The 21,817-nt window shown below is 42.1% G+C and carries 20 protein-coding genes, 2 tRNA genes and 1 other annotated feature (1 of these 23 running past the window's edge); of the genes, 15 read left to right on the forward strand and 7 right to left on the reverse strand.

Annotation, left to right across the window (positions count from 1 at the left end; translation table 11 throughout):
• The first annotated feature begins 72 nt into the window (after window positions 1-72).
• From Xkoz_RS06950 to Xkoz_RS06970, 5 genes are all read left to right on the forward strand, one after another.
• Window positions 73-149: transfer RNA gene (locus Xkoz_RS06950), tRNA-Arg, on the forward strand.
• An 85-nt stretch (window positions 150-234) separates the two neighbouring features.
• A tRNA-Arg gene (locus Xkoz_RS06955) sits at window positions 235-311 on the forward strand.
• A gap of 195 nt (window positions 312-506) precedes the next feature.
• A complete protein-coding gene (gene gshA, locus Xkoz_RS06960) occupies window positions 507-2,066 on the forward strand; it encodes a glutamate--cysteine ligase (RefSeq protein ID WP_099141476.1) in 1,560 nt (519 codons plus the stop codon).
• Window positions 2,067-2,226: 160 nt separating this feature from the next.
• On the forward strand, window positions 2,227-2,742 hold the full coding sequence (gene luxS / locus Xkoz_RS06965; protein ID WP_099141477.1) for an S-ribosylhomocysteine lyase: 516 nt from the start codon (window positions 2,227-2,229) through the stop codon (window positions 2,740-2,742).
• Window positions 2,743-3,075: 333 nt separating this feature from the next.
• Window positions 3,076-3,495 (forward strand): hypothetical protein, encoded by a 420-nt coding sequence (locus Xkoz_RS06970; protein ID WP_141554398.1) that lies wholly within the window; start codon window positions 3,076-3,078, stop codon window positions 3,493-3,495.
• A gap of 160 nt (window positions 3,496-3,655) precedes the next feature.
• Here Xkoz_RS06970 and Xkoz_RS06975 read toward each other — a convergent pair whose 3' ends face one another.
• Both Xkoz_RS06975 and Xkoz_RS06980 read right to left on the reverse strand, forming a co-directional pair.
• Window positions 3,656-4,951 (reverse strand): HlyC/CorC family transporter, encoded by a 1,296-nt coding sequence (locus Xkoz_RS06975; protein WP_099141479.1) that lies wholly within the window; start codon window positions 4,949-4,951, stop codon window positions 3,656-3,658.
• 55 nt (window positions 4,952-5,006) lie between these two features.
• The gene (locus Xkoz_RS06980; protein ID WP_099141480.1) at window positions 5,007-5,798 is read right to left on the reverse strand and encodes a cytochrome C assembly family protein; all 792 of its coding nucleotides are present in this window, start codon (window positions 5,796-5,798) and stop codon (window positions 5,007-5,009) included.
• A 353-nt stretch (window positions 5,799-6,151) separates the two neighbouring features.
• On the opposite strand from Xkoz_RS06980, the gene ffh reads away from it, so the two are divergent.
• From ffh to rplS, 5 genes are all read left to right on the forward strand, one after another.
• On the forward strand, window positions 6,152-7,513 hold the full coding sequence (gene ffh / locus Xkoz_RS06985; RefSeq protein WP_099141481.1) for a signal recognition particle protein: 1,362 nt from the start codon (window positions 6,152-6,154) through the stop codon (window positions 7,511-7,513).
• 137 nt (window positions 7,514-7,650) lie between these two features.
• Entirely contained in the window at window positions 7,651-7,899 is a 249-nt protein-coding gene (gene rpsP / locus Xkoz_RS06990; RefSeq protein WP_099141482.1) for a 30S ribosomal protein S16, read from the forward strand.
• 18 nt (window positions 7,900-7,917) lie between these two features.
• Window positions 7,918-8,466 (forward strand): ribosome maturation factor RimM, encoded by a 549-nt coding sequence (rimM, locus tag Xkoz_RS06995; RefSeq protein ID WP_099141483.1) that lies wholly within the window; start codon window positions 7,918-7,920, stop codon window positions 8,464-8,466.
• A gap of 37 nt (window positions 8,467-8,503) precedes the next feature.
• The gene (gene trmD / locus Xkoz_RS07000; protein WP_099141484.1) at window positions 8,504-9,256 is read left to right on the forward strand and encodes a tRNA (guanosine(37)-N1)-methyltransferase TrmD; all 753 of its coding nucleotides are present in this window, start codon (window positions 8,504-8,506) and stop codon (window positions 9,254-9,256) included.
• Window positions 9,257-9,320: 64 nt separating this feature from the next.
• Entirely contained in the window at window positions 9,321-9,674 is a 354-nt protein-coding gene (rplS, locus tag Xkoz_RS07005) for a 50S ribosomal protein L19 (protein WP_038262425.1), read from the forward strand.
• Between the two features lie 108 nt (window positions 9,675-9,782).
• Here rplS and Xkoz_RS07010 read toward each other — a convergent pair whose 3' ends face one another.
• A complete protein-coding gene (locus Xkoz_RS07010; protein WP_099141485.1) occupies window positions 9,783-11,126 on the reverse strand; it encodes an anaerobic C4-dicarboxylate transporter in 1,344 nt (447 codons plus the stop codon).
• 546 nt (window positions 11,127-11,672) lie between these two features.
• On the opposite strand from Xkoz_RS07010, the gene Xkoz_RS07015 reads away from it, so the two are divergent.
• Together Xkoz_RS07015 and tyrA are read left to right on the forward strand one after the other, a co-directional pair.
• Window positions 11,673-12,767: a 3-deoxy-7-phosphoheptulonate synthase gene (locus tag Xkoz_RS07015; protein ID WP_099141486.1), complete on the forward strand. Its 1,095-nt coding sequence runs from the start codon at window positions 11,673-11,675 to the stop codon at window positions 12,765-12,767.
• Window positions 12,768-12,775: 8 nt separating this feature from the next.
• Window positions 12,776-13,897, forward strand: coding sequence for a bifunctional chorismate mutase/prephenate dehydrogenase (gene tyrA / locus Xkoz_RS07020; RefSeq protein ID WP_099141487.1), 1,122 nt, complete (start codon window positions 12,776-12,778; stop codon window positions 13,895-13,897).
• 93 nt (window positions 13,898-13,990) lie between these two features.
• Here the strand turns inward: tyrA and pheA are convergent, their stop codons facing one another.
• The 3 genes from pheA to bamD all read right to left on the reverse strand — a co-directional run bounded on the left by pheA (window position 13,991) and on the right by bamD (window position 16,961).
• Complete coding sequence (gene pheA / locus Xkoz_RS07025; protein ID WP_099141488.1) at window positions 13,991-15,145, reverse strand: bifunctional chorismate mutase/prephenate dehydratase; 1,155 nt, start codon at window positions 15,143-15,145, stop codon at window positions 13,991-13,993.
• Window positions 15,146-15,460: 315 nt separating this feature from the next.
• On the reverse strand, window positions 15,461-15,793 hold the full coding sequence (raiA, locus tag Xkoz_RS07030; protein ID WP_099141489.1) for a ribosome-associated translation inhibitor RaiA: 333 nt from the start codon (window positions 15,791-15,793) through the stop codon (window positions 15,461-15,463).
• A gap of 445 nt (window positions 15,794-16,238) precedes the next feature.
• Window positions 16,239-16,961: an outer membrane protein assembly factor BamD gene (gene bamD, locus Xkoz_RS07035; RefSeq protein ID WP_208615221.1), complete on the reverse strand. Its 723-nt coding sequence runs from the start codon at window positions 16,959-16,961 to the stop codon at window positions 16,239-16,241.
• Between the two features lie 147 nt (window positions 16,962-17,108).
• Between bamD and rluD the strand changes: the two genes are divergently transcribed.
• The 3 genes from rluD to clpB all read left to right on the forward strand — a co-directional run bounded on the left by rluD (window position 17,109) and on the right by clpB (window position 21,525).
• Complete coding sequence (gene rluD, locus Xkoz_RS07040; protein ID WP_099141491.1) at window positions 17,109-18,086, forward strand: 23S rRNA pseudouridine(1911/1915/1917) synthase RluD; 978 nt, start codon at window positions 17,109-17,111, stop codon at window positions 18,084-18,086.
• Between the two features lie 4 nt (window positions 18,087-18,090).
• Complete coding sequence (gene yfiH / locus Xkoz_RS07045; RefSeq protein WP_099141492.1) at window positions 18,091-18,822, forward strand: purine nucleoside phosphorylase YfiH; 732 nt, start codon at window positions 18,091-18,093, stop codon at window positions 18,820-18,822.
• 129 nt (window positions 18,823-18,951) lie between these two features.
• Window positions 18,952-21,525: an ATP-dependent chaperone ClpB gene (clpB, locus tag Xkoz_RS07050; protein ID WP_099141493.1), complete on the forward strand. Its 2,574-nt coding sequence runs from the start codon at window positions 18,952-18,954 to the stop codon at window positions 21,523-21,525.
• Here clpB and Xkoz_RS21550 read toward each other — a convergent pair.
• Window positions 21,493-21,817, reverse strand: a 325-nt coding sequence (locus tag Xkoz_RS21550) for a hypothetical protein (protein WP_208615218.1), incomplete at its 5' end; no start/stop codon positions are given. The two genes, clpB and Xkoz_RS21550, sit on opposite strands and share 33 nt — an antisense overlap.
• Window positions 21,767-21,817: a sequence feature (mutual gap in cmsearch alignment for this rRNA model is longer than 100), on the forward strand (it continues 2,937 nt past the right edge of the window). (Overlaps the previous gene by 51 nt.)

Here is a 21,817-nt window from a genome sequence, read left to right on the forward strand (position 1 = left end):
ATTTTTTGGGGATCTCAATTCTATAAAGTCAGGCAATCAGTAGCGCCTGGGCAGAAATAGAAAATCGACAATGCATCCATAGCTCAGCTGGATAGAGTACTCGGCTACGAACCGAGCGGTCGGAGGTTCGAATCCTCCTGGATGCACCATTTTGGATTTCCCGATTTTTTAGGGATCAAAATTTCATACGGTCAGGCAATCTGTAGTGCCTGGGCGAAAAAGAAAATCGACAATGCATCCATAGCTCAGCTGGATAGAGTACTCGGCTACGAACCGAGCGGTCGGAGGTTCGAATCCTCCTGGATGCACCAGTTTAAAACCCCTGCCTTATTAAGGCAGGGGTTTTCTTTTTTTATTTCTATTTAAACGTAACATTTGATTTATTATTTTTGTTTATAATTTAATCGGTAGTGCGTTGCCATCTCTATGTAATCAGCGACAACTTGGCTTGTTTCATATAAAGTAAACTCTTAGTAATCATCTTTTAAACTCCACGGGAGGACAAATTGATCCCGGATGTATCAAAAGCATTGTCATGGTTAGAGGCAAACCCTACTGTACTAAATGGTATTTGTCGTGGCATTGAACGTGAAACATTGCGTGTTACTCCAGACGGTCATTTAGCTAAGACGGAGCATCCAAAATCACTTGGTGCTTCTTTAACGCATAAATGGATTACAACTGATTTTGCTGAATCTCTATTGGAGTTTATTACCCCTGTTGACAACGATATAGATAGAACTATTGCTTTCCTGAAAGATTTGCATATCTATACTGCACGGAATCTGGACAATGAAAAAATGTGGCCTCTGAGTATGCCATGTTTTATCGACGAAGAAGAAAATATCACTTTAGCTCAGTATGGCACATCGAACTTGGGTCGTTTTAAGACCTTATACCGCGAAGGATTAAAAAGCCGTTATGGCGCATTAATGCAAACAATTTCTGGTGTGCATTATAACTTTTCTTTGCCAATGAGTTTCTGGCAAGCATGGCTAGGTATTAATGATGCCGAAACAGGAAAAGAGCAAATTTCAGATGGCTACCTTCGTTTGATCCGCAATTATTACCGCTTTGGCTGGGTGATCCCCTATTTATTTGGTGCATCACCGGCAATTTGTTCTTCATTCTTACGTGGGCGAAATACCGCATTATCTTTTGAGAAAACAGAAAGAGGGACTTGTTACCTGCCTTATGCCACTTCATTGAGGATGAGTGATCTGGGGTATACCAATAAATCACAAAGTGATCTGAATATTACTTTTAATAACCTTCATACTTATATAGAGGGGCTTAAGAAAGCAATCCATAAGCCATCTGAAGAATTTGCGGAAATCGGTATTAAAAGAGAAGATAAATACCTACAGCTCAATACTAATGTTCTTCAAATTGAAAATGAGTTGTACGCGCCAATACGTCCAAAACGAGTCACGGAAGAGGGGGAATCACCTTCAGATGCCTTATTGAGAGGGGGTATCGAGTATATTGAAGTGCGCTCTTTGGATATCAATCCTTTTTCTTCTATTGGGGTTGATGAGACACAAATTCGTTTTCTTGACTTATTCTTGATATGGTGTGCTCTGGCGGATGCTCCTGAAATGGGAAGTGAAGAGCTTGCGTGTTGTCGTGGAAATTGGAATAAAGTTATCTTAGAAGGGCGCAAGCCTGGGTTGTCTATTGGTTTTGGTTGTGGGATTGAACAACAACCGCTTAACGTCGTGGGACAGAAATTATTCAGGGACTTAGAGCGAGTTGCTGAAGTCTTGGATGCTTGTTCAGGATCTCAATATCAATCAGTCTGTAAAGAACTGGTTAGCATGTTTGAAGATCCATCACTCACGTTTTCAGCGCGTGTTCTGGACAAGATGAAATCCCAGGGGATAGTTGGTTTTGGGGTAGAGTTAGCATACCAGTACCATAGCGACTTGATTGAAGAGCATTATTCAATTTTGACTGATGAAAATTTTTCTATTGAGCGTGAAGATTCTGTATCGCGTCAGCATAGCCTTGAGCAGCAAGATAACATGAGTTTTGAAGAATATTTAAAACTTCATGCAGGGAGTTGAAAAAGAAAAGGCCACAATGGTGGCCAAATAAGATATCTTAGAGAATAGGGATGATAACAATTTTGCGCGTCTTCATATCTTATGACCAGCCGCAAATGAAAAGGTTTCATCTATCTGAAAAAATCTTTGTAAAAAATCTAATACCTTGGGAGGTAGTATTATGCCTTTGTTGGATAGTTTTACAGTTGACCATACTCGTATGGCAGCACCTGCTGTTAGAGTTGCCAAGACAATGAAAACGCCTCACGGCGATACTATCACAGTATTTGATTTACGTTTCTGTGCTCCTAATAAAGCAGTGATGCCAGAAAGAGGTATTCACACACTTGAGCATTTGTTTGCGGGTTTTATGCGTAATCATTTGAATGGTGATGGTGTTGAAATCATTGACATCTCCCCCATGGGTTGCCGAACGGGTTTTTATATGAGCTTGATTGGTGTTCCGGAAGAATTGAGAGTGGCTGAGGCCTGGAAAGCGGCAATGGAAGATGTGCTGAAAGTTCAGGATCAGAGCCAGATCCCAGAATTGAACATTTATCAGTGCGGTACTTATGAAATGCACTCATTGAAAGAAGCTCAAGATATTGCTCAGCGTATCCTTGATTCTGGTGTTCGTGTCAATTATAACGATGAATTGGCATTGCCTGAGGAAAAACTGGTAGAACTTCAAGTTTAGATCCGCTTTATGTGATTGAAGGGCTAGCTTATTCTGCTAGCCCTGTATTGGTGTTCTTTTTTGATAGGCGTATTAGCATATTTATTTCCTGATCAGTGAATTAGCCATAAATTACTCCCCTCTCTTTTTCAACACATTACGATGAACCTGTTTAGGACAATATTAACCAACTCCTTGATTTTTTATTCAATTTTATAGAGAAAAACGATATATACCAGTCGCCTTTCAAGATGCGTCTTATATCTCCCCGCGCAGCGGGGAGATATAAGCACTTCCATTGGTTTGCAAACTGCAATTTGAAGTTGGATTGGTATAGATGGTTTCAATTTATTGGTGGAAATTGAAAGTAATATTCATGTTTACCCCAGTAACAGTATCAATAGAATAATTACTCATTCTTTTTTACATGCTTTTATGAGAAAGTCATGTAAATCAGCATTGGATTGGCTTCATGTGGAATTAAATAAATTAAATTCACCCATTAAGGGAGTGAAATTTGTTACAAATTATTTAGATAAGGGTAGGCAATATAACCAAATTAACATATTGGGGAATGTAGGGGCTTATGACATCAATAAATCTTATTCTGATATAGGTTATTCTTACTATCCAATCACATTCTCAGAATTTAATTATTTAAAATCTAATCAAGAATTATTTGAGAGTCCAAATATAGAAAAATTGGAGGTTAAGATGATGATCAATGAGGATGATAATAATAGAAGAAAGCGATTTCATTGTGATATCTTGTAACATGAATTTTAAAAATAGAATTTAACCCAAATTCTGTTTAAGTAGAATTTGGGTTAAATCTGTATGTTCTCCACTATAAATATATGGTTATTCTATTACTTAACCTTTCGTTATACATTAGGAAAATAGGGTTAGGTATTAGTGCATTATGATAGTTGGGTTATTTACTCGATTTTATGCTTTGCCCTGTACTTTTGTTCATTGGTGCTACACGAACCTGCTTGATAACATTATCGTGTACTGCAAGAACCTCGAAATTGTAATCATTGATCTGCACTTGAGCGTTAAATTCAGGAATTTCACCTAATTCTTCCAGGATCATTCCATTCATTGTCCTTGGGCCATCTTCAGGAAGCGCCCAACCGAAGGCCTTATTTAATTCACGGATATTGGCCGTACCATCAACCAGCACAGTGCCGTCACTTTGCGGAAGGACTTCTTCTGCCAAAGTCGGGGACATAGAAGTGGTAAAATCGCCAACAATTTCTTCCAAAATATCCTCAACAGTCACTAGCCCTTGAATATCGCCATATTCATCAACGATCAGGCCAGCCTTCTGTTTATTACGTTGGAAATTAATAAGTTGGATATTTAATGGTGTGCTAACGGGGATGAAGTAGATTTTATCTGCGGCTTTGATCAAATTTCTTTTTGTAAATTCCTTTTTCTCCATCATCAGCCGATAGGCTTCACGCACCCGGAGCATACCGATAGCATCATCGAGGGAATCTCGGTATAACACAATACGTCCATGTGGAGAGTGTGTTAGTTGCCTGATAACGGATTTCCAGTCATCGTTAATATCAATACCGACAATTTCATTACGAGGGATCATAATGTCACCAACGGTGACTTTCTCAAGATCTAATATTGAGATCAACATGTCCTGATTGCGGCGTGATAGGTTGGTGTTTGATTCATTTACAATTGTGCGTAGCTCATCTTTGCTGACTGCATCATTGCGGATATTAGCGGTTTTGATACCCAAACAACGCATAAACAGTAAACTGATCCGATTAAATGCCCAAACAAGAGGCAGCATAATTTTTTCTAAGGGGCGTAACAGAAAGCTACTTGGGAAGGCTACCTTTTCAGGGTAAAGGGCTGCGATGGTCTTTGGCATTACTTCTGAAAAAATGAGAATAATAAACGTGAGTACCCCTGTTGCAATGGCAACACCGACATCACCATAGAGTCGCATACCAACAATAGTAGCCAGGGAGGAAGCTAGGATATTGACAAGATTATTACCGATAAGGATAAGGCTAATAAGTCTATCCGGATGACGCAGCAGAGATTCAACCCTGCGTGCGGGATGGCTTCCTTGCTTAGCTAAATGACGTAAGCGATATCGGTTGATTGTCATCATGCTAGTTTCTGAGGCAGAAAAATAGGCTGAAACAATAACCATGGCAACAAGAATGATAATCAGTGTACTTGTTGAGATGTTCTCCAAAACAGAATTCCTTCCTAATATTTATACAAATTGGCTTTAATAATAATTTAACTTATTAATAAACCATCATTTCCTGTAATAGCCTGCTGCCGAAAAAAGCAAGTGTCAGAATAAATGCCCCAATCAAATTGAACCAAATAACGCGCTTGCCGCGCCACCCTTCATGATAATGTCCCCAAAGCAAAATAACGTAAACAAACCATGCAATGATAGATAAAACAGATTTATGGATATTTTCTTTACTGAAAATATCATCCATGTACATGATGCCAGTGCATAGCGTCAATGTTAGTAAAATGACACCAACTTGGGTAATGTGAAACATTTTTCGCTCAATTGCCATCAATGGCGGGATGCCAGAAGCAAAGGTGAGTTTTTTCTTTTTAAGCTGGTGATCCAACCAACCAAGTTGCAATGCATAAAGCGCGGCGATGAGTAAAGTGGCATAGCCAAGTAATGCCAGCCCGATATGAACAAATAATTCGACGCTATTTTCAAGATGTGTAATGAATTCTCCAGGCATCATGCTAGTCAATATCAAATTGATCATGGCAAAGCTGTAAACAATTGGCAGTAAAAACCATGCACGACCTCGGAACGCGACGACTGTCATGATGATACACATAAGCAAGCTGACAATTGAACCTAAATTCAATAGGGTGAGATTTTGCCCGCTGCTGACATGAAAAACTTGGTATTTCAATGCAATTGCGTGAGCGGCTAACGCGACAATTGCGAAAGAAAGTGCCAGTTTTTGATAACTGTTTTGTTGGCGCAATAAACCTGGCACGATGAGCGTCAGGCTAATGAGATAGGCAAATAAAGCAATAATTGAAAATATCAGCATAACGTTTATCGTTTTCGCAATAGTGTTTAATAGTATATCCTCTACCTTTCAAGCTGCCGTTTTGTTGGCTGTACTTAATCCTTTCTGGTCACATATTCTTTTAATTATATGTTTTGGGGATTACATAGTTAATTATGTGATTATGAATGATTTCCCTTACCGTTTTAGTGCAACTTGAAATCCATTGGGTATGGATTGAACCTGAAATTTAAGTATACCGCTAGCAGGAGCAGCCTCCAACCGTTGTTAATCATACTTGGGAATCTCTTTGCAGAGATCACATGATCATCGTGCTATAATTCGCAAAATTTGCCTTACAGGTAGACCCACTTGTAGATATCTGAGCTGAGACAATGTTTGATAATTTAACTGACAGACTATCGCGCACATTGCGCAATATCAGTGGTCGTGGACGGCTGACTGAAGATAATATTAAAGATACGCTGCGTGAAGTTCGTATGGCTTTGCTCGAAGCGGATGTTGCATTGCCTGTCGTGCGTGATTTTATTGCACGAGTCAAAGAAAGCGCGGTGGGGCATGAGGTTAACAAAAGCCTGACACCCGGTCAGGAATTCGTCAAAATCGTTCAGAATGAATTGGTTAAGGCGATGGGAGAGGTTAACAGTGAACTTAACCTTTCTACACAGCCTCCCGCTGTGGTTCTTATGGCTGGTTTACAAGGTGCCGGTAAAACGACCAGCGTTGCTAAATTAGGTAAGTTGCTAAAAGAGAAAAACAAGAAAAAAGTCTTGGTTGTTTCTGCTGACGTATACCGCCCAGCGGCGATCAAACAGCTTGAAACCTTGTCTGAAACGGTTGGAATTGACTTTTTCCCATCCAATCCACAGGAAAAACCGGTTGATATTGTCAATAAAGCACTCCAACATGCTAAGCTGAAATTCTATGATGTGCTGTTAGTCGATACAGCCGGCCGTCTGCATGTTGATGAAGCCATGATGGATGAAATCAAAGCGGTTCATGCAGCGATCAATCCAATCGAAACCCTGTTTGTTGTCGATGCAATGACAGGTCAAGATGCGGCAAATACAGCAAAAGCATTCAATGAGGCATTGCCATTAACCGGTGTTGTTTTGACCAAAGTCGATGGTGATGCGCGTGGCGGGGCAGCTCTTTCTATCCGCCATATCACGGGTAAGCCCATTAAATTCCTTGGTGTTGGCGAAAAAACCGAGGCACTAGAACCTTTCCATCCTGATCGCATTGCATCCCGCATTTTGGGTATGGGAGACATGCTTTCACTGATCGAAGAAATTGAAAGCAAAGTTGACCGTACCCAAGCGGAAAAATTAGCGTCTAAACTGAAAAAAGGCGATGGATTTGATTTAAGTGATTTTCTTGAACAGCTTAAGCAGATGCGTAACATGGGCGGAATGACTAGCATGCTGAGCAAAATGCCAGGAATGTCGCAGATCCCTGATACAGTCAAATCCCAAATGGATGACAAAGTTCTGGTTAAAATGGAAGCCATTATTAATTCCATGACGCGTAAAGAGCGTGAAAAACCAGAAATTATTAAAGGTTCTCGTAAGCGTCGTATTGCGATGGGTTCGGGTACACAGGTACAGGATGTCAACCGCTTGCTGAAACAGTTTGATGAAATGCAGCGTATGATGAAAAAAATGAAGAAAGGTGGCTTGGCAAAAATGATGCGAGGCATGAAAGGTATGCTGCCACCGGGAATTATGGGGCGATAATCAACAAAGTTGCGAAAGAAAATGTTCTTTGGATTGCTTTTTGCGCCAAAGTGAGTAAAATTTTCGGGCTTTTTAATGGACAGCCGGACTCCGTTCCTCGATGGAGTCTGGTTGTTTTGCTAACTAATGAGGATGTTATGGTAACAATTCGTTTAGCTCGTGGCGGCGCAAAAAAGCGTCCGTTTTATCAAGTAGTCGTGACCGATAGCCGCAATGCGCGTGATGGTCGTTTTATTGAGCGTGTTGGTTTCTTCAACCCAATCGCTTCAGGACAAGCAGAAGCTCTGCGTTTAGATCTGGACCGTATCGAACACTGGGTTGGTCTGGGTGCATCTGTGTCTGATCGTGTTGCTGCACTGATCAAAGACGCTAAGAAAGCAGCTTAATCTGTCGCGGTGGTAACAATGAGCAAACAATCTGGCCTTAAGCACCCTGTTGAGCCAATTGTATTGGGGAAATTGGGGTCTGCGTATGGCATTCGTGGTTGGCTCAGAGTTTTTTCTTCCACCGAACATGCCGAAGACATTTTTGAATATCAACCGTGGTTTATTCAACGCTCAGGCCAATGGCAGCACATTGAGCTGGAGGCGTGGAAATACCACAATCAGGATATTATCGTCAAAATCAAAGGGTTTGACGATCGGGATGCGGTGAATTTACTCACTAACTGTGAAGTTATGGTGGATTCTAGCCAATTACCAGAACTGGAAGAGGGTGATTATTACTGGAAAGACCTTGTTGGTTGCCAAGTGGTAAACACCGTCGGTTATCACCTTGGAACCATTCATGACATGATGGAAACAGGGTCTAACGATGTGATGGTCATAAAAGCAAACCTGAAAGATGCATTCGGTATCAAGGAGCGGCTGGTTCCGTTTCTTGATGGGCAGGTTATCAAGAAAGTCGATCTTTCTACCAGAATCATTGAGGTAGACTGGGATCCTAGTTTTTAATCTCCGGTAAAAACGGTTCAAATGAGTGGGACGCAGTATGTGGATTGGGGTTATTAGCCTGTTTCCTGAAATGTTCCGCGCAATAACCGATTACGGGGTAACTGGTCGGGCAGTAAAAAATGGCCTGCTGAGCATCGAATGCTGGAATCCACGGGATTTTACCTACGACCGGCATCGTACTGTTGATGATCGCCCTTATGGCGGTGGTCCAGGCATGCTGATGATGGTTCAACCATTACGCGAAGCCATTCATGCAGCTAAAGCTTCGGCGGGTGATGGTGCAAAGGTGATTTATCTTTCACCTCAGGGGCGCAAACTCGAACAACAGGGAGTTTGTGAACTAGCCGCAAATGAGAAGTTAATTCTGGTTTGCGGGCGTTATGAAGGTATTGATGAGCGTATTATCCAAACCGAAATTGACGAAGAATGGTCTGTCGGTGATTACGTTCTTAGCGGGGGAGAGCTTCCTGCAATGACGATGATTGACTCAATATCGCGGTTTATTCCGGGAGTATTGGGGCGTCAAGCATCGGCAGAAGAAGACTCGTTCGCTGATGGATTGTTGGATTGCCCTCATTATACTCGCCCTGAGATGTTAGATGGTATGGAGGTTCCGCCAGTTTTGCTGTCGGGAAACCATGCTGAAATTAATCGCTGGCGAATGAAACAGTCGCTTGGCCGAACTTGGTTGAGAAGGCCCGAACTTCTAGAAAGCCTAGCTCTGACTGACGAGCAAAGGATGTTGCTATCTGAATTCCAACGGGAATATCAAGAACAGGCAACGAATTAATCCAGACATATCCTGTGAAGGGATGTCTTTGATATATCAGTTTACCTAGGGTAAGAGAGTTATTATGAGCAACATTATTAAACAAATTGAACAAGAGCAGATGAAGCAAGACGTACCTTCATTCCGTCCGGGTGATACTGTGGAAGTTAAGGTATGGGTCGTTGAAGGTTCTAAAAAGCGTCTGCAGACATTCGAGGGCGTGGTTATTGCGATTCGTAACCGCGGTCTGCACTCTGCATTCACTGTTCGTAAGATTTCTAACGGCGAAGGTGTTGAGCGTGTATTCCAGACTCACTCCCCAGTCGTAGACAGCATCAACGTTAAACGTCGTGGTGCTGTTCGCAGAGCTAAACTGTACTACCTGCGCGAGCGTTCTGGTAAGGCTGCTCGTATTAAAGAGCGTCTGAACGCAAAATAATACGCTTTTGCTACATCCGAAAGTTATAGTTAAAGGCCAGCGTATATGCTGGCCTTTTTACATTCTAAATCAAGGTAGTTATCTGTTTCAGTTGAGGGTTACAGTAAATTACATAAAAGTACTGACTAAAATATACCCTACCGCACAGGCACTACTGACACCAATCAGCCCAGGTAAAATAAAGCTGTGGTTGATAATGAATTTCCCGATTTTTGTTGTACCTGAACGGTCAAAACCAATACAAGCCAGATCGCTTGGATAAGTAGGCAAAACAAAATAGCCATAAGCAGCAGGGAAGAAAGCAATCAGAAGTTTAGGATCAACCCCAAGTTGCAACCCCATCGGTGCAATAGCTGTTAAGGCTGCGGCTTGGCTGTTAACCAGTTTTGATACCAAAAACAACACAAGGGCATAAGTCCATGGTTGTGCCTGGACAACATCTTCTAAGACCAGCTTTAATTCACCTAAATGTGAGTGAAAGAAAGTATCACTCATCCATGCCACACCAAAGACAGAAAAAATCGCAACCATACCCGCTTTAAACACGGCACCATTGGCGATTTCACTGGTTTTGACTTTACAGGTCATCAGTATGATAGAGCCTGCAATTAGCATCATCATCTGGATCACCAGGTTCATGGAAAGGGGTTTTAATACGCCTTTTACTTCAAAAGAAGGGCGTAAATTAGTAAATGCACCGAACAAGACGACGACGGCAATGGCGGCAAAGAAAATCCAAGTCGCCCAATAAGCCTGTTTAGGAAAAACTTGATCTAACAGGGTGTCTGAACCACCATAAATAAACTCACGTTGTTTGGGATCTTTGATTTTCGTTTGGAATTCTTCATCCAGATCAAGATCTTTTCCCCGACGTAAACTCCATAATGCCGCAAGCATTACCCCAGTGAGTGACGCAGGTATTGAAACAACCAAAATTTCCAGCATCCCGTATGCCTGGCCAATACCATGACTGGCAGCAATAATTGACACCAAAGAAACAACGGCAACAGAGACAGGAGAAGCTGTAATTGCCATTTGGGAAGCGACAGAGGCAACAGCCATTGGCCGTTCAGGACGAATACCCTTTTTCAAGGCAATATCGCCAATGATTGGAAACATGGTATAAACCACATGACCAGTTCCACAGAGAAAAGTGAGCATCCAGGTTGTCAACGGTGCCAAGATGGTGATGTGTTGCGGATGGCGGCGTAGCAAGCGCTCTGCAAATTGCATCATGACATTAAGGCCACCTGCTGTTTGTAGAACAGATGCACAACCGATCACGGCAAGAATGGTGAGCATCACATCGACAGGGGGTTTACCTGGTTCCAAGCCAAAGATAAATGTCAGTATAAAAAGCCCAATACCACTGATCAGTCCCAACCCCATCCCCGCATAACGCGTACCTATCAATAAGCATATGATTATTATGGCAAATTGTAGCGTTATCATATCAGTCCTTAATAATTGATTAAAAATAAATACAAGTTGGTCATACAGGCTTTTGTATCTGCATAATTTATACCCTCATCTTCCAGGCTGTTGGTTGTAGCTTGAAATCTATTGGGTATAGCTATCATGTGTAAAAATTGTTTTATAGTTTCATAACAACACTAAAAATACATATTAATATTATTAGAATATTTATATAAAAATGAGATTGAGATCTTGTTTTTATTATTTGATTTATAAAGATATTTACTTTTGTAGTAAATGAGTTGCAAGTGGTTAATAAAACATTTCCATTTGAGTTTGATTGTTAGTTTTAATTTACATCGTATTAACGTTAAAGAATGTTTATATATTGTTTAATGAAATTAAGTCTTAATGATTTATTATCCTGTTTATAGTATCAAGAACTATAATGTGTAATTTATTATTTACACATATCTTGATATGTTTACATTTTTGGATTGTATTCTTTACGGTGTGTGGTATGTTATCCCCTAGACACTTAAAGAAGCATTAAACAGACGAAACAAAGCAAGGCAGGTAGAAATGATCATACAAAAAGACGCTCTGAATAACGTTCATATTCTTGATGAACAGGTTCTCATCACTCCAAAAGAGTTGAAGCAGAAATACCCATTGAATAGCAATGATCTACATGCCATCACAAACGCACGTAATACGGTTGCTGACATTATTCAGCATCGTGATCCTCGTTTATTAGTGGTATGTGGTCCATGTTCAATTCATGATGTGGATGCTGCCCTGGACTATGCCCGCCGTTTGAAAGTGCTCTCTGCTGAACTGAGTGATTGTCTGTATATTGTTATGCGTGTCTATTTTGAAAAGCCCCGTACAACCGTTGGTTGGAAAGGCTTGATTAGCGATCCTGATATGGATGGTTCATTTGATATGGATGCAGGGTTGCATATTGCTCGCCGTTTGTTGTTGAACCTGGTAGAAATGGGATTGCCATTGGCTAATGAGGCACTTGATCCCAATAATCCACAATACTTAGGGGATCTGTTTAGCTGGTCAGCCATTGGCGCCAGAACAACGGAATCTCAAACTCATCGCGAAATGGCTTCGGGATTGTCTGTACCCGTCGGATTTAAAAATGGCACTGATGGTAATTTGAATACCGCAATTAATGCCATGAAAGCAGCAGCAATGCCTCATCGCTTTATGGGAATAAATCAGTCAGGTCAAGTGTGTTTGCTACAAACTCAGGGGAATCCGAATGGGCATGTCATCTTACGTGGTGGTGCAGTGCCTAATTATAGTGCAGAACATGTCGCTGATTGTGAGCGCCAAATGATAAAAGCAGGGTTGATACCATCGTTGATGATTGATTGCAGTCACGGTAATTCCAGTAAAGATTTTCGTCGCCAGAGCGTCGTTGTGGACTCGGTTGCTGAACAGGTTATGTCTGGAAATCAATCCATCATTGGTATTATGTTGGAAAGCCATATTAACGAGGGCAATCAACCCTCCGAACAGCCCCGTTCTGAGATGAAATATGGTGTTTCTGTAACGGATGCTTGTATTAGCTGGCAGACTACGGAGCAAATCTTGAAAAAATTGCATCAAAAAATCGCTCCACATTTGGCTAATCGAAATATGACAATGAAAAAAACAGGATAACCACTATCATGGCAGCAGAATTGTCACAATTGAGGATTCAAATTGATGAGGTAGATAAGGCCTTATTATCTTTACTGGCGAAAAGAATGCATTTAGTCGCACAAGTTGGAGAAGTTAAGAGTCAACTTGGCTTACCGATTTATGCGCCTGATAGGGAGGCTGAAATGCTGGCTTCCCGCCGTCAAGAGGCGGAAGATATGGGAATTCCGCCCGATTTGATTGAAGATATCTTACGCCGAATTATGCGGGAGTCTTATGTCAGTGAAAACAACAAAGGCTTTAAAAAACTCGGTACTCATTTGGGACCTGTGGTCATTATAGGTGGTTCAGGCAAAATGGGGCGGTTATTCAGTCGGTTGTTGACATTGTCTGGCTATGAAGTCAGGGTGCTCGAAGCGGATGATTGGGATAATGCTGAACATATATTAGCCGGAGCAGGAATGGTGATCGTCAGTGTTCCCATTCACTTGACAGAGAAGATTATTCGCCAATTACCTCCTTTGCCGGAACAGTGCATTTTAGTTGATTTGGCTTCGATCAAGCAAAGGCCATTAAATGCGATGCTTGAAGTACATCAAGGGCCTGTTTTAGGGTTGCACCCTATGTTTGGGCCAGATGTAGGTAGCTTTGCTAAGCAAGTGGTTGTGTATTGTGATGGGCGCTATCCAGAGACATATCAATGGTTTTTAGAACAGATATCGGTATGGGGAGCGAGATTGCATCAAATCACCGCGGAGAAGCACGATAAAAATATGGGCTTCATTCAGGCATTGCGTCATTTCACGACTTTCTCTTACGGGCAGCATCTGGCGAAAGAAAATATCGATTTACAGCAATTGCTTGCACTATCTTCACCGATATATCGATTGGAGTTGGTGATGGTAGGGCGATTATTCGCGCAAGATCCTCAACTGTACGCTGATATTATTATGTCTAGCCCTGAAAATATTGCACTTATTCGTCGGTATTACCAGCGCTTCGGGCAGGCGCTGGAAATCTTAGAACACCAGGATAAGCCTGCTTTTATTGAGAGTTTTAACCAAGTGAGTGATTGGTTTGGTGATGAAGCCGCTCGATTTATGAAGGAAAGCCGAGTGCTTTTACAGCAGGCCAGTGACAGCCGAATGTAGGTTTTAAACAGATATAGTGAATTAATTAAGTTTAATGCATTGAAATAATGGCAAGATCCTAAAAACCGGATAAAAATATCCGGTTTTTTTGCTTTAGACCGGATCGATAGGAATGATATTTTCTGATGGGTAAGATCCTAACACTTTCAGAAAGCGCGTAATTTCTGTCAATTCTTTCAATGCCTGTTGCATTTTTATAGAACGCAGATTGGCTTGCACATCAATATAAAACATCTCTTCCCACGGCTTACCGTTTATTGGGCGAGACTCTAATTTACGCATAGGGATATCATGTTTCTTTAAAATAATGAGTGCATCGACCAGCGCCCCTGCTTGCTGTCCGGTTGACATAATAAACGTGGTTTTAGCCGGAACTTGATCGGATACATCAATAGGCATACGGGAAACTACAATAAAACGAGTGCTATTCTCTTGCTGATTTGCCAGATTATTCTCTAAAACATGTAATCCATAGAGCGCTCCACCGGCCTCACTACCTAATGCCGCCACTTCTGGCGAGTTAAGCTCAGCCACTTTTTGCATAGCCGCGGCTGTGCTTTCACAGTAGATGATATTCCAGTCAGGATATTTATTGAGGTATTGGCTGCATTGTTGAAAAGGTTGGGAGTGGCTATAAACCGTTTTTATCCTTGAGACATCCGTTTGTTCGGCAATCAATAGACAGTGATTGATTGGCAACGTTATCTCTCCAACGAGGGATAAGGGGGTATGTTGCAATAAATCATAAACCTCATTAATTGCCCCTGAACTGGTATTTTCCAGTGGCAGGATGCCGTAATCAGCCTGGCCAATCTCAACCAGTGAAAAAATATCTGAGAATTTATGACAACTGCATTCAACTAACTGATTAAAGTGGCGGGCAGCAAATTGTCGAGCTGCAATATGAGAATATGAACCTCTTGGCCCCAGAAAAGTAATGCGGGCAGAATCGTAAGGTGTCTGATTCAGGTGTTGCTGTAATAATGCCTGTTGAGTGAGGACAGAATCCTCAATGATCATCTGAAATAATCGGGTGATGTAAAACCCATCTAAACCACGTGATTTGCCTTTATCAATCAAAACGTTCAATAGCTCTCGTTCACGGTTTTTATCTCGGATAGGGCGATGATCAAGCAGTTTTGTCTTGGCGATATCACTGGCTAATTGTCGGCGTTTAGCCAGTAGATCCAACAAGTTAGCATCAATATGACTAATTTCTTCTCTTAAGCTAATTAAATTTTTTTCCATAGTATGTTCCTGACATTCTTATCATGAGTATAGCCTGTGTATCGTGGACATCTTTATGATCAATAAAACAAAAAAACCTCCCTACTGGTGGGAGGCTTTTATTCGTCTTCTGATATTTTCTTTAAAACGAAACCACCTCCTCATGAGAAGGTGAAAAAAAAGAAAAATAAGGAAGACAGTTTGATAATCATTTGGCCTGTTTGCGCGTCACTTTATGGCTTCAATAGTATATTTTAATTAACCTATTTAGCATGGAGTGTCAACAGACAGTAAAAACGCGCTCATTGAGCGCGTCAGGAAAGGAATAAGCGATGATTATACTTCTAAGTTGAAATTGGACTCTTTAACACTATTGTCTGCACGACGCGCTTCCGCTTTATGCTGCACTTTATTGAGTTGGCGCTCTAATTTTGTCAGTAGTTCATTGATTGCTGCGTACATATCTTCATGTTTGGCACTAGCCACTAACGTGCCGTTTGGCGTACCAATGGTGGCATCAACCAAAAATCCTTGTGGTTCTTTTGATAGTACGATATGTGGATTGATCAGATTGGCTTGCCATTTGCTCAACTTATTTAGACGGTCTTCCACATGGCTACGAATTGCGGGGGTAATTTCCATTTGTTTGCTGGTAATGTTCACTAACATATATAGTTACCTCTTTGATGTTGCTCCGTCTTTGATGAATTCAGCATAGCGCGATTTTGCATAAAAAGAATGATCTAAATCACTTTTATTGAGTGATTTTGGTGGCAAGTGACAGAATTGTGATAGCCAAGGAAGATATGGAGAATATTTGTTGCGAAGGGAGTAATTATGCGTCATTATTGGTCAGTTATGGGATTATAAATTGAGTAATAGTTACAACTCATAAATTATTTTCAGGGCGAAAATAATGAGGATATAGCCAAATATAACCAAAATGTACTAATGCTTCCCATTTTCTGGCTAAACAGAACAAAAAGACAAGCCTCACAAAAATCACGTTCCCGACAGAGGCAATTTCATTGCATAGATAAAAGTGGATAAAAAAACAGCAGCCATTTAGCTACTGTTTTTAGTCACCTGTTCTAATTTGATGAGATTGGAGATTTTATACAGGATTGGCAGCGATTAGTTGCGCCACTTTATTGGCTTCTGCCGTCAGTCCCAATTTCTTATAAGCTAATTCCATATAAGAGAGGGCTTCCTTGGTTGCGCTAGTATCAGGATAGTCTCGTAACATCTGTTCTACCCGATTGACGACAGCGACGTAAGCACCGCGTTTAGTGTAATATTGCACAACAGCCAGTTCATATTTGGCTAAACGCTCTTTGAGAAATATTAATCGCTTAGTCGCATCGGTTAAATACTGACTATTTGGATGATAACGCACCAGTTGGTTGAAATCACGGAATGCGGCACGGGCATGTTCAGGATCACGATTCGATCGATCAATGCCGAAAAAGCCTTGTAATGGGCTGTCATCCAGAGCTTGTGAAACCAAACCACGCATATAGAGTACATAGTCAATATTAGGGTGGGTTGGGTTCAGGCGCATGAAACGGTCAATAGATGCGAGAGCCAGTGGGTATTCCGCTGATTTGTAATAGGCGTAGATCAGATCAAGTTGGACTTGCTGAGAGTACGGGCCAAAAGGATATCGGTTATCAAGGGATTCCAATTGCTTGATAGCCGCTTTATAGTTACCTTCTTGCAGCTTTTCCTGGCCAATTGAATAAATTTGAGATGGCGGGATATCGGGAACAGCATCCTTGTTGCTGGAGCATCCAGATAGAACCAGGCTCAATGTGGTCGCTGCCACCAGATATTTCATGCGAATCATCACGTGTTGATTATCCTCTGAGTGTTTTCTGGGAGACTGTCCGTGAAGCTCCCGGCAAAATATAAGGTTACAATAGCACACTATTTTAAATGAAACGGCCTCGCCGTCAAAACTCAACGTAAAATATAGAAGTTATATATGGCTCAACAAATCCGACTTAATGCAATAGTCGCTGAATCTCAGCTTGGTCAACGTTTAGATCAAGCTTTGGCTGAATTATTCCCTGATTACTCCAGGTCACGTATAAAAGAGTGGATCTTGGATAATAAAGTTCAAGTGAATGGCAAATTAATTAACAAACCAAAAGAAAAGGTCTTGGGCAGTGAAGAAATTTCCATCGATGCTATCATTGAAGAAGATGCACGTTGGGAACCGCAGGATATTGCACTGAATATTGTCTATGAAGATGACGATATTTTGGTCATCAATAAACCACGTGATTTGGTTGTCCATCCGGGGGCAGGTAATCCTGATGGTACGGTATTGAACGCTTTATTATATCATTATCCTGAAATTGCAGATGTTCCCCGCGCAGGCATTGTTCATCGTCTTGACAAAGATACGACAGGGTTAATGGTTGTGGCAAAAAATGTTCCGGCACAAACTCGCTTGGTAGAGTCGTTGCAATTACGCGAAATAACCCGTGAATATGAAGCGATTGCCTTAGGGCGTATGACGGCTGGCGGAATGGTAGAAGAACCGATTTCCCGCCATCCAACAAAACGGACACACATGGCCGTACATCCTATGGGAAAACCTGCTGTTACCCATTATCGCATTATGGAACATTTCCGGGCGCATACCCGCCTGCGTCTGCGTTTGGAGACAGGCAGAACACACCAAATTCGCGTGCACATGGCACATATAAAGCATCCGTTGGTGGGTGATCCTCTTTACGGCGGGCGGCCTCGTCCCCTAAAAGGGGCTTCTGATGAGTTTCGCGAAGTGATGCGCAACTTTGATCGTCAGGCATTGCACGCAACCATGTTACGTCTCTATCATCCAATCACTGGAATTGAGATGGAATGGCATGCTCCACTACCGGATGACATGGTTAAATTGGTTGAAGTGATGAAAGCGGATGCCGAAACTTTCAAAGATGAAATGGATTGGTAGGTAAATGACACCACTGATTTTTCCTGATTGGCCACAGCCTGATAATGTTGGCGCTTGCACGACTACCCGTTTTGGCGGTGTGGGGCAGCCCCCGTATGATAGTTTAAATTTAGGTACTCATGTTGGGGATGTTCCAGAACATGTAGCGCGGAATAGGGCGCTGTTGGTGGATTATGCCCAATTGCCGCAGCAACCTACATGGCTGGAGCAGGTACACGGAACACGTGTTATCACACTTGATGGCCAGTCATTGGTAAATAATCAGGCCGATGCCGTTTACGCGAATATACCTGGGCAGGTTTGTGCTGTGATGACAGCAGATTGTTTGCCCGTTCTTTTTTGTAGTATGTCTGGTGATGAAGTCGCCGCGGCTCACGCAGGATGGCGCGGATTATGTGCAGGAGTGTTGGAAAATACCGTGTCTCGATTTAGAGCAAAACCTAACATGATCCGTGCGTGGTTGGGGCCGGCTATTGGCCCTGAAAAATTTGAGGTGGGAAGCGAGGTTAGGGACGCTTTCATCACAACTCATGCTGATCTGGCGCAAGCTTTCACACCTTATGGCGATAAGTTTCTGGCAAATATTTACTTACTGGCTAAATTAAAGTTGCAGTCAATAGGAATAACCGAGATTTTTGGTGGAACCGCATGTACTGTCACGGAGGAAAAAAACTTTTTCTCCTATCGTCGTGATGGTAATACAGGGCGAATGGCAACGTTAATCTGGTTGCGATAGCCTACTTCACAGGACGATCTTTGGCGTATAGCGGTAAGTTTCCAATTAACTTTTCAGAATACCTTGAATATTTAAGGAATGACCTTATCTAGTCTCCAGTAGCAAATTCTGACCAGCATTGGAGGTGTTATGCGTCTGGATCGTCTAACCAATAAATTCCAGCTTGCTCTCGCTGACGCCCAATCTCTCGCATTAGGGCGTGATAATCAATTCATCGAACCTATCCACTTGATGAGTGCGTTAATCAATCAAGAGGGCGGTTCAGTTCGTCCTTTATTGGCTTCGGCAGGAGTGGATACGGGAAATTTCAATCATCAACTGAATCAGGCTCTGAACCGATTGCCAAAAGTAGAAGGCAATGGTGGGGATGTACAGGTATCCAACGAACTGGGACGTTATTTAAACCTGTGTGACAAACTGGCACAAAAAGCAGATGATAATTTTATTTCTTCTGAACTTTTTCTCCTGGCAGCAATAGAAGAACGTGGAACATTAAGTGACATGTTGAAAGCTGCGGGGGCAACCAAAGATAAAATCACGAAGGCAATAGAACAAATGCGCGGTGGTGAAAAAGTGAATGAGCAAGGCGCAGAAGATCAACGTCAAGCACTAAAGAAATATACCATTGATCTGACTGAGCGTGCTGAACAAGGCAAATTAGATCCTGTTATTGGGCGTGACGAAGAAATTCGTCGAACTATTCAGGTATTGCAACGTAGAACCAAAAATAACCCTGTTCTCATTGGCGAGCCAGGGGTTGGGAAAACCGCTATTGTCGAGGGTTTGGCACAGCGTATTGTTAATGGTGAAATTCCAGAGGGGCTAAAAAATAAACGTGTACTGTCCCTTGATATGGGGGCGTTATTAGCGGGTGCTAAATACCGTGGTGAATTTGAAGAGCGTTTGAAAGGTGTTTTAAACGATCTTGCTAAACAGGAAGGTTCAGTCATTCTGTTTATTGATGAATTGCATACCATGGTAGGCGCAGGTAAAGCTGAAGGCGCAATGGATGCCGGTAACATGCTAAAACCTGCTCTGGCTCGTGGAGAATTGCATTGTGTTGGAGCAACAACACTTGATGAATATCGCCAGTATATAGAAAAAGATGCAGCCCTAGAGCGTCGTTTCCAGAAAGTTTATGTGGCAGAACCGACGGTTGAAGACACGATTGCAATTTTGCGTGGATTAAAAGAGCGATATGAATTGCATCACCACGTTCAGATTACTGATCCGGCAATCGTGGCGGCTGCAACGTTATCTCATCGCTATATTTCTGATCGTATGCTACCTGACAAAGCCATTGACCTGATTGATGAAGCAGGGGCAAGTTTGCGTATGCAGATGGATTCTAAACCAGAAGCATTGGATCGCCTTGAACGCCGCGTTATTCAATTAAAGCTTGAACAACAGGCACTGAAAAAAGAGTCTGATGATGCCAGTAAAAAACGTTTAGAGATGCTAAACGAAGAATTGACAGAAAAAGAACGTGAATATTCTGAATTGGAAGAAGAGTGGAAGGCGGAAAAAGCGGAACTTAGTGGCACTCAGAATATCAAGGCTGAATTAGAAAGTGCCCGTATTGAATTAGAAAAAGCTCGTCGTGGCGGTGACTTAGCCAAAATGTCTGAGATTCAATATGGAAAAATTCCTGAATTGGAAAAACGTCTGGCAACAGCAGCAACCGCAGAAAATCGTCATATGAAGCTGCTGCGTAATAAAGTCACAGATGCTGAAATCGCTGAAATACTCGCCCGCTGGACGGGAATTCCTGTATCCCGAATGCTGGAAAGTGAAAAAGATAAGCTACTGCGCATGGAGCAAGAACTGCATAAGCGCGTGATTGGACAGAATGAAGCGGTTGATGCCGTATCGAATGCAATTCGCCGTAGCAGAGCGGGATTATCTGATCCTAATCGTCCAATCGGTTCTTTCATGTTCCTGGGGCCAACAGGGGTGGGTAAAACAGAATTGTGTAAGGCGCTGGCTAATTTCTTGTTCGACAGTGACGATGCGATGGTGCGCATTGATATGTCGGAGTTTATGGAAAAACATGCAGTTTCAAGGCTGGTGGGAGCACCTCCCGGATATGTTGGATACGAAGAGGGTGGATATTTGACCGAAGCGGTGCGCCGTCGCCCTTATTCTGTCATTTTACTGGATGAAGTAGAAAAAGCTCACCCAGATGTTTTCAATATCTTGTTGCAGGTATTGGATGATGGCCGTTTGACTGATGGTCAGGGCAGAACGGTTGATTTTCGCAATACGGTAGTCATTATGACCTCTAACTTAGGCTCCGATATGATCCAAGAACGCTTTGGTGTATTGGATTATACGGGGATGAAAAATATGGTGATGGAGGTAGTTGGTCATCATTTCAGGCCTGAATTTATCAACCGTGTTGATGAAGTTGTTGTGTTCCACCCCTTAGGTAAAGAGCACCTGAAAGCGATCACGAATATCCAATTGCAGCGTTTGTATCAGCGTTTGGAAGATCATGGTTATCAGGTGGAGATAACACCTTCAGCTCTGGAAAAACTAAGCGAAGCTGGTTTCGATCCGGTATATGGTGCTCGCCCATTGAAACGGGCTATCCAGCAAGAGATTGAAAATCCGCTGGCCCAGCAAATTCTTTCAGGCAAATTGATCCCAGGTAAATTAGTGACTTTGGCGTTAGAAGACAATCGTATTGTGGCAATACAATGATATTGATAGCGTAGACAGTTTTGAAGAGGTGCTTTTTGCACCTCTTTTTTCTTTTTGTAGATTGTAAAAACACCAAATTAAGGGGTTTTGGGCGAGAAGTGAGCGGTTGGTAATTATTTTCAAAAAAACTATTGTCAGCGCCGAAAAACTCCCTATAATGCGCCACCACTGACCGACGACGAGCTGAAACAGACCGCGGCGGACAGCCGGAAGAAAGCGAAAATAAACGCTTGACTCCTGAGGCGAAACGCGTAAGATACGCAGCCTCGCAACCCGGAAGAGCCTTCCCGGT

The organism is Xenorhabdus kozodoii, assembly GCF_002632875.1.
In the GTDB taxonomy this organism is placed as follows: domain Bacteria; phylum Pseudomonadota; class Gammaproteobacteria; order Enterobacterales; family Enterobacteriaceae; genus Xenorhabdus; species Xenorhabdus kozodoii.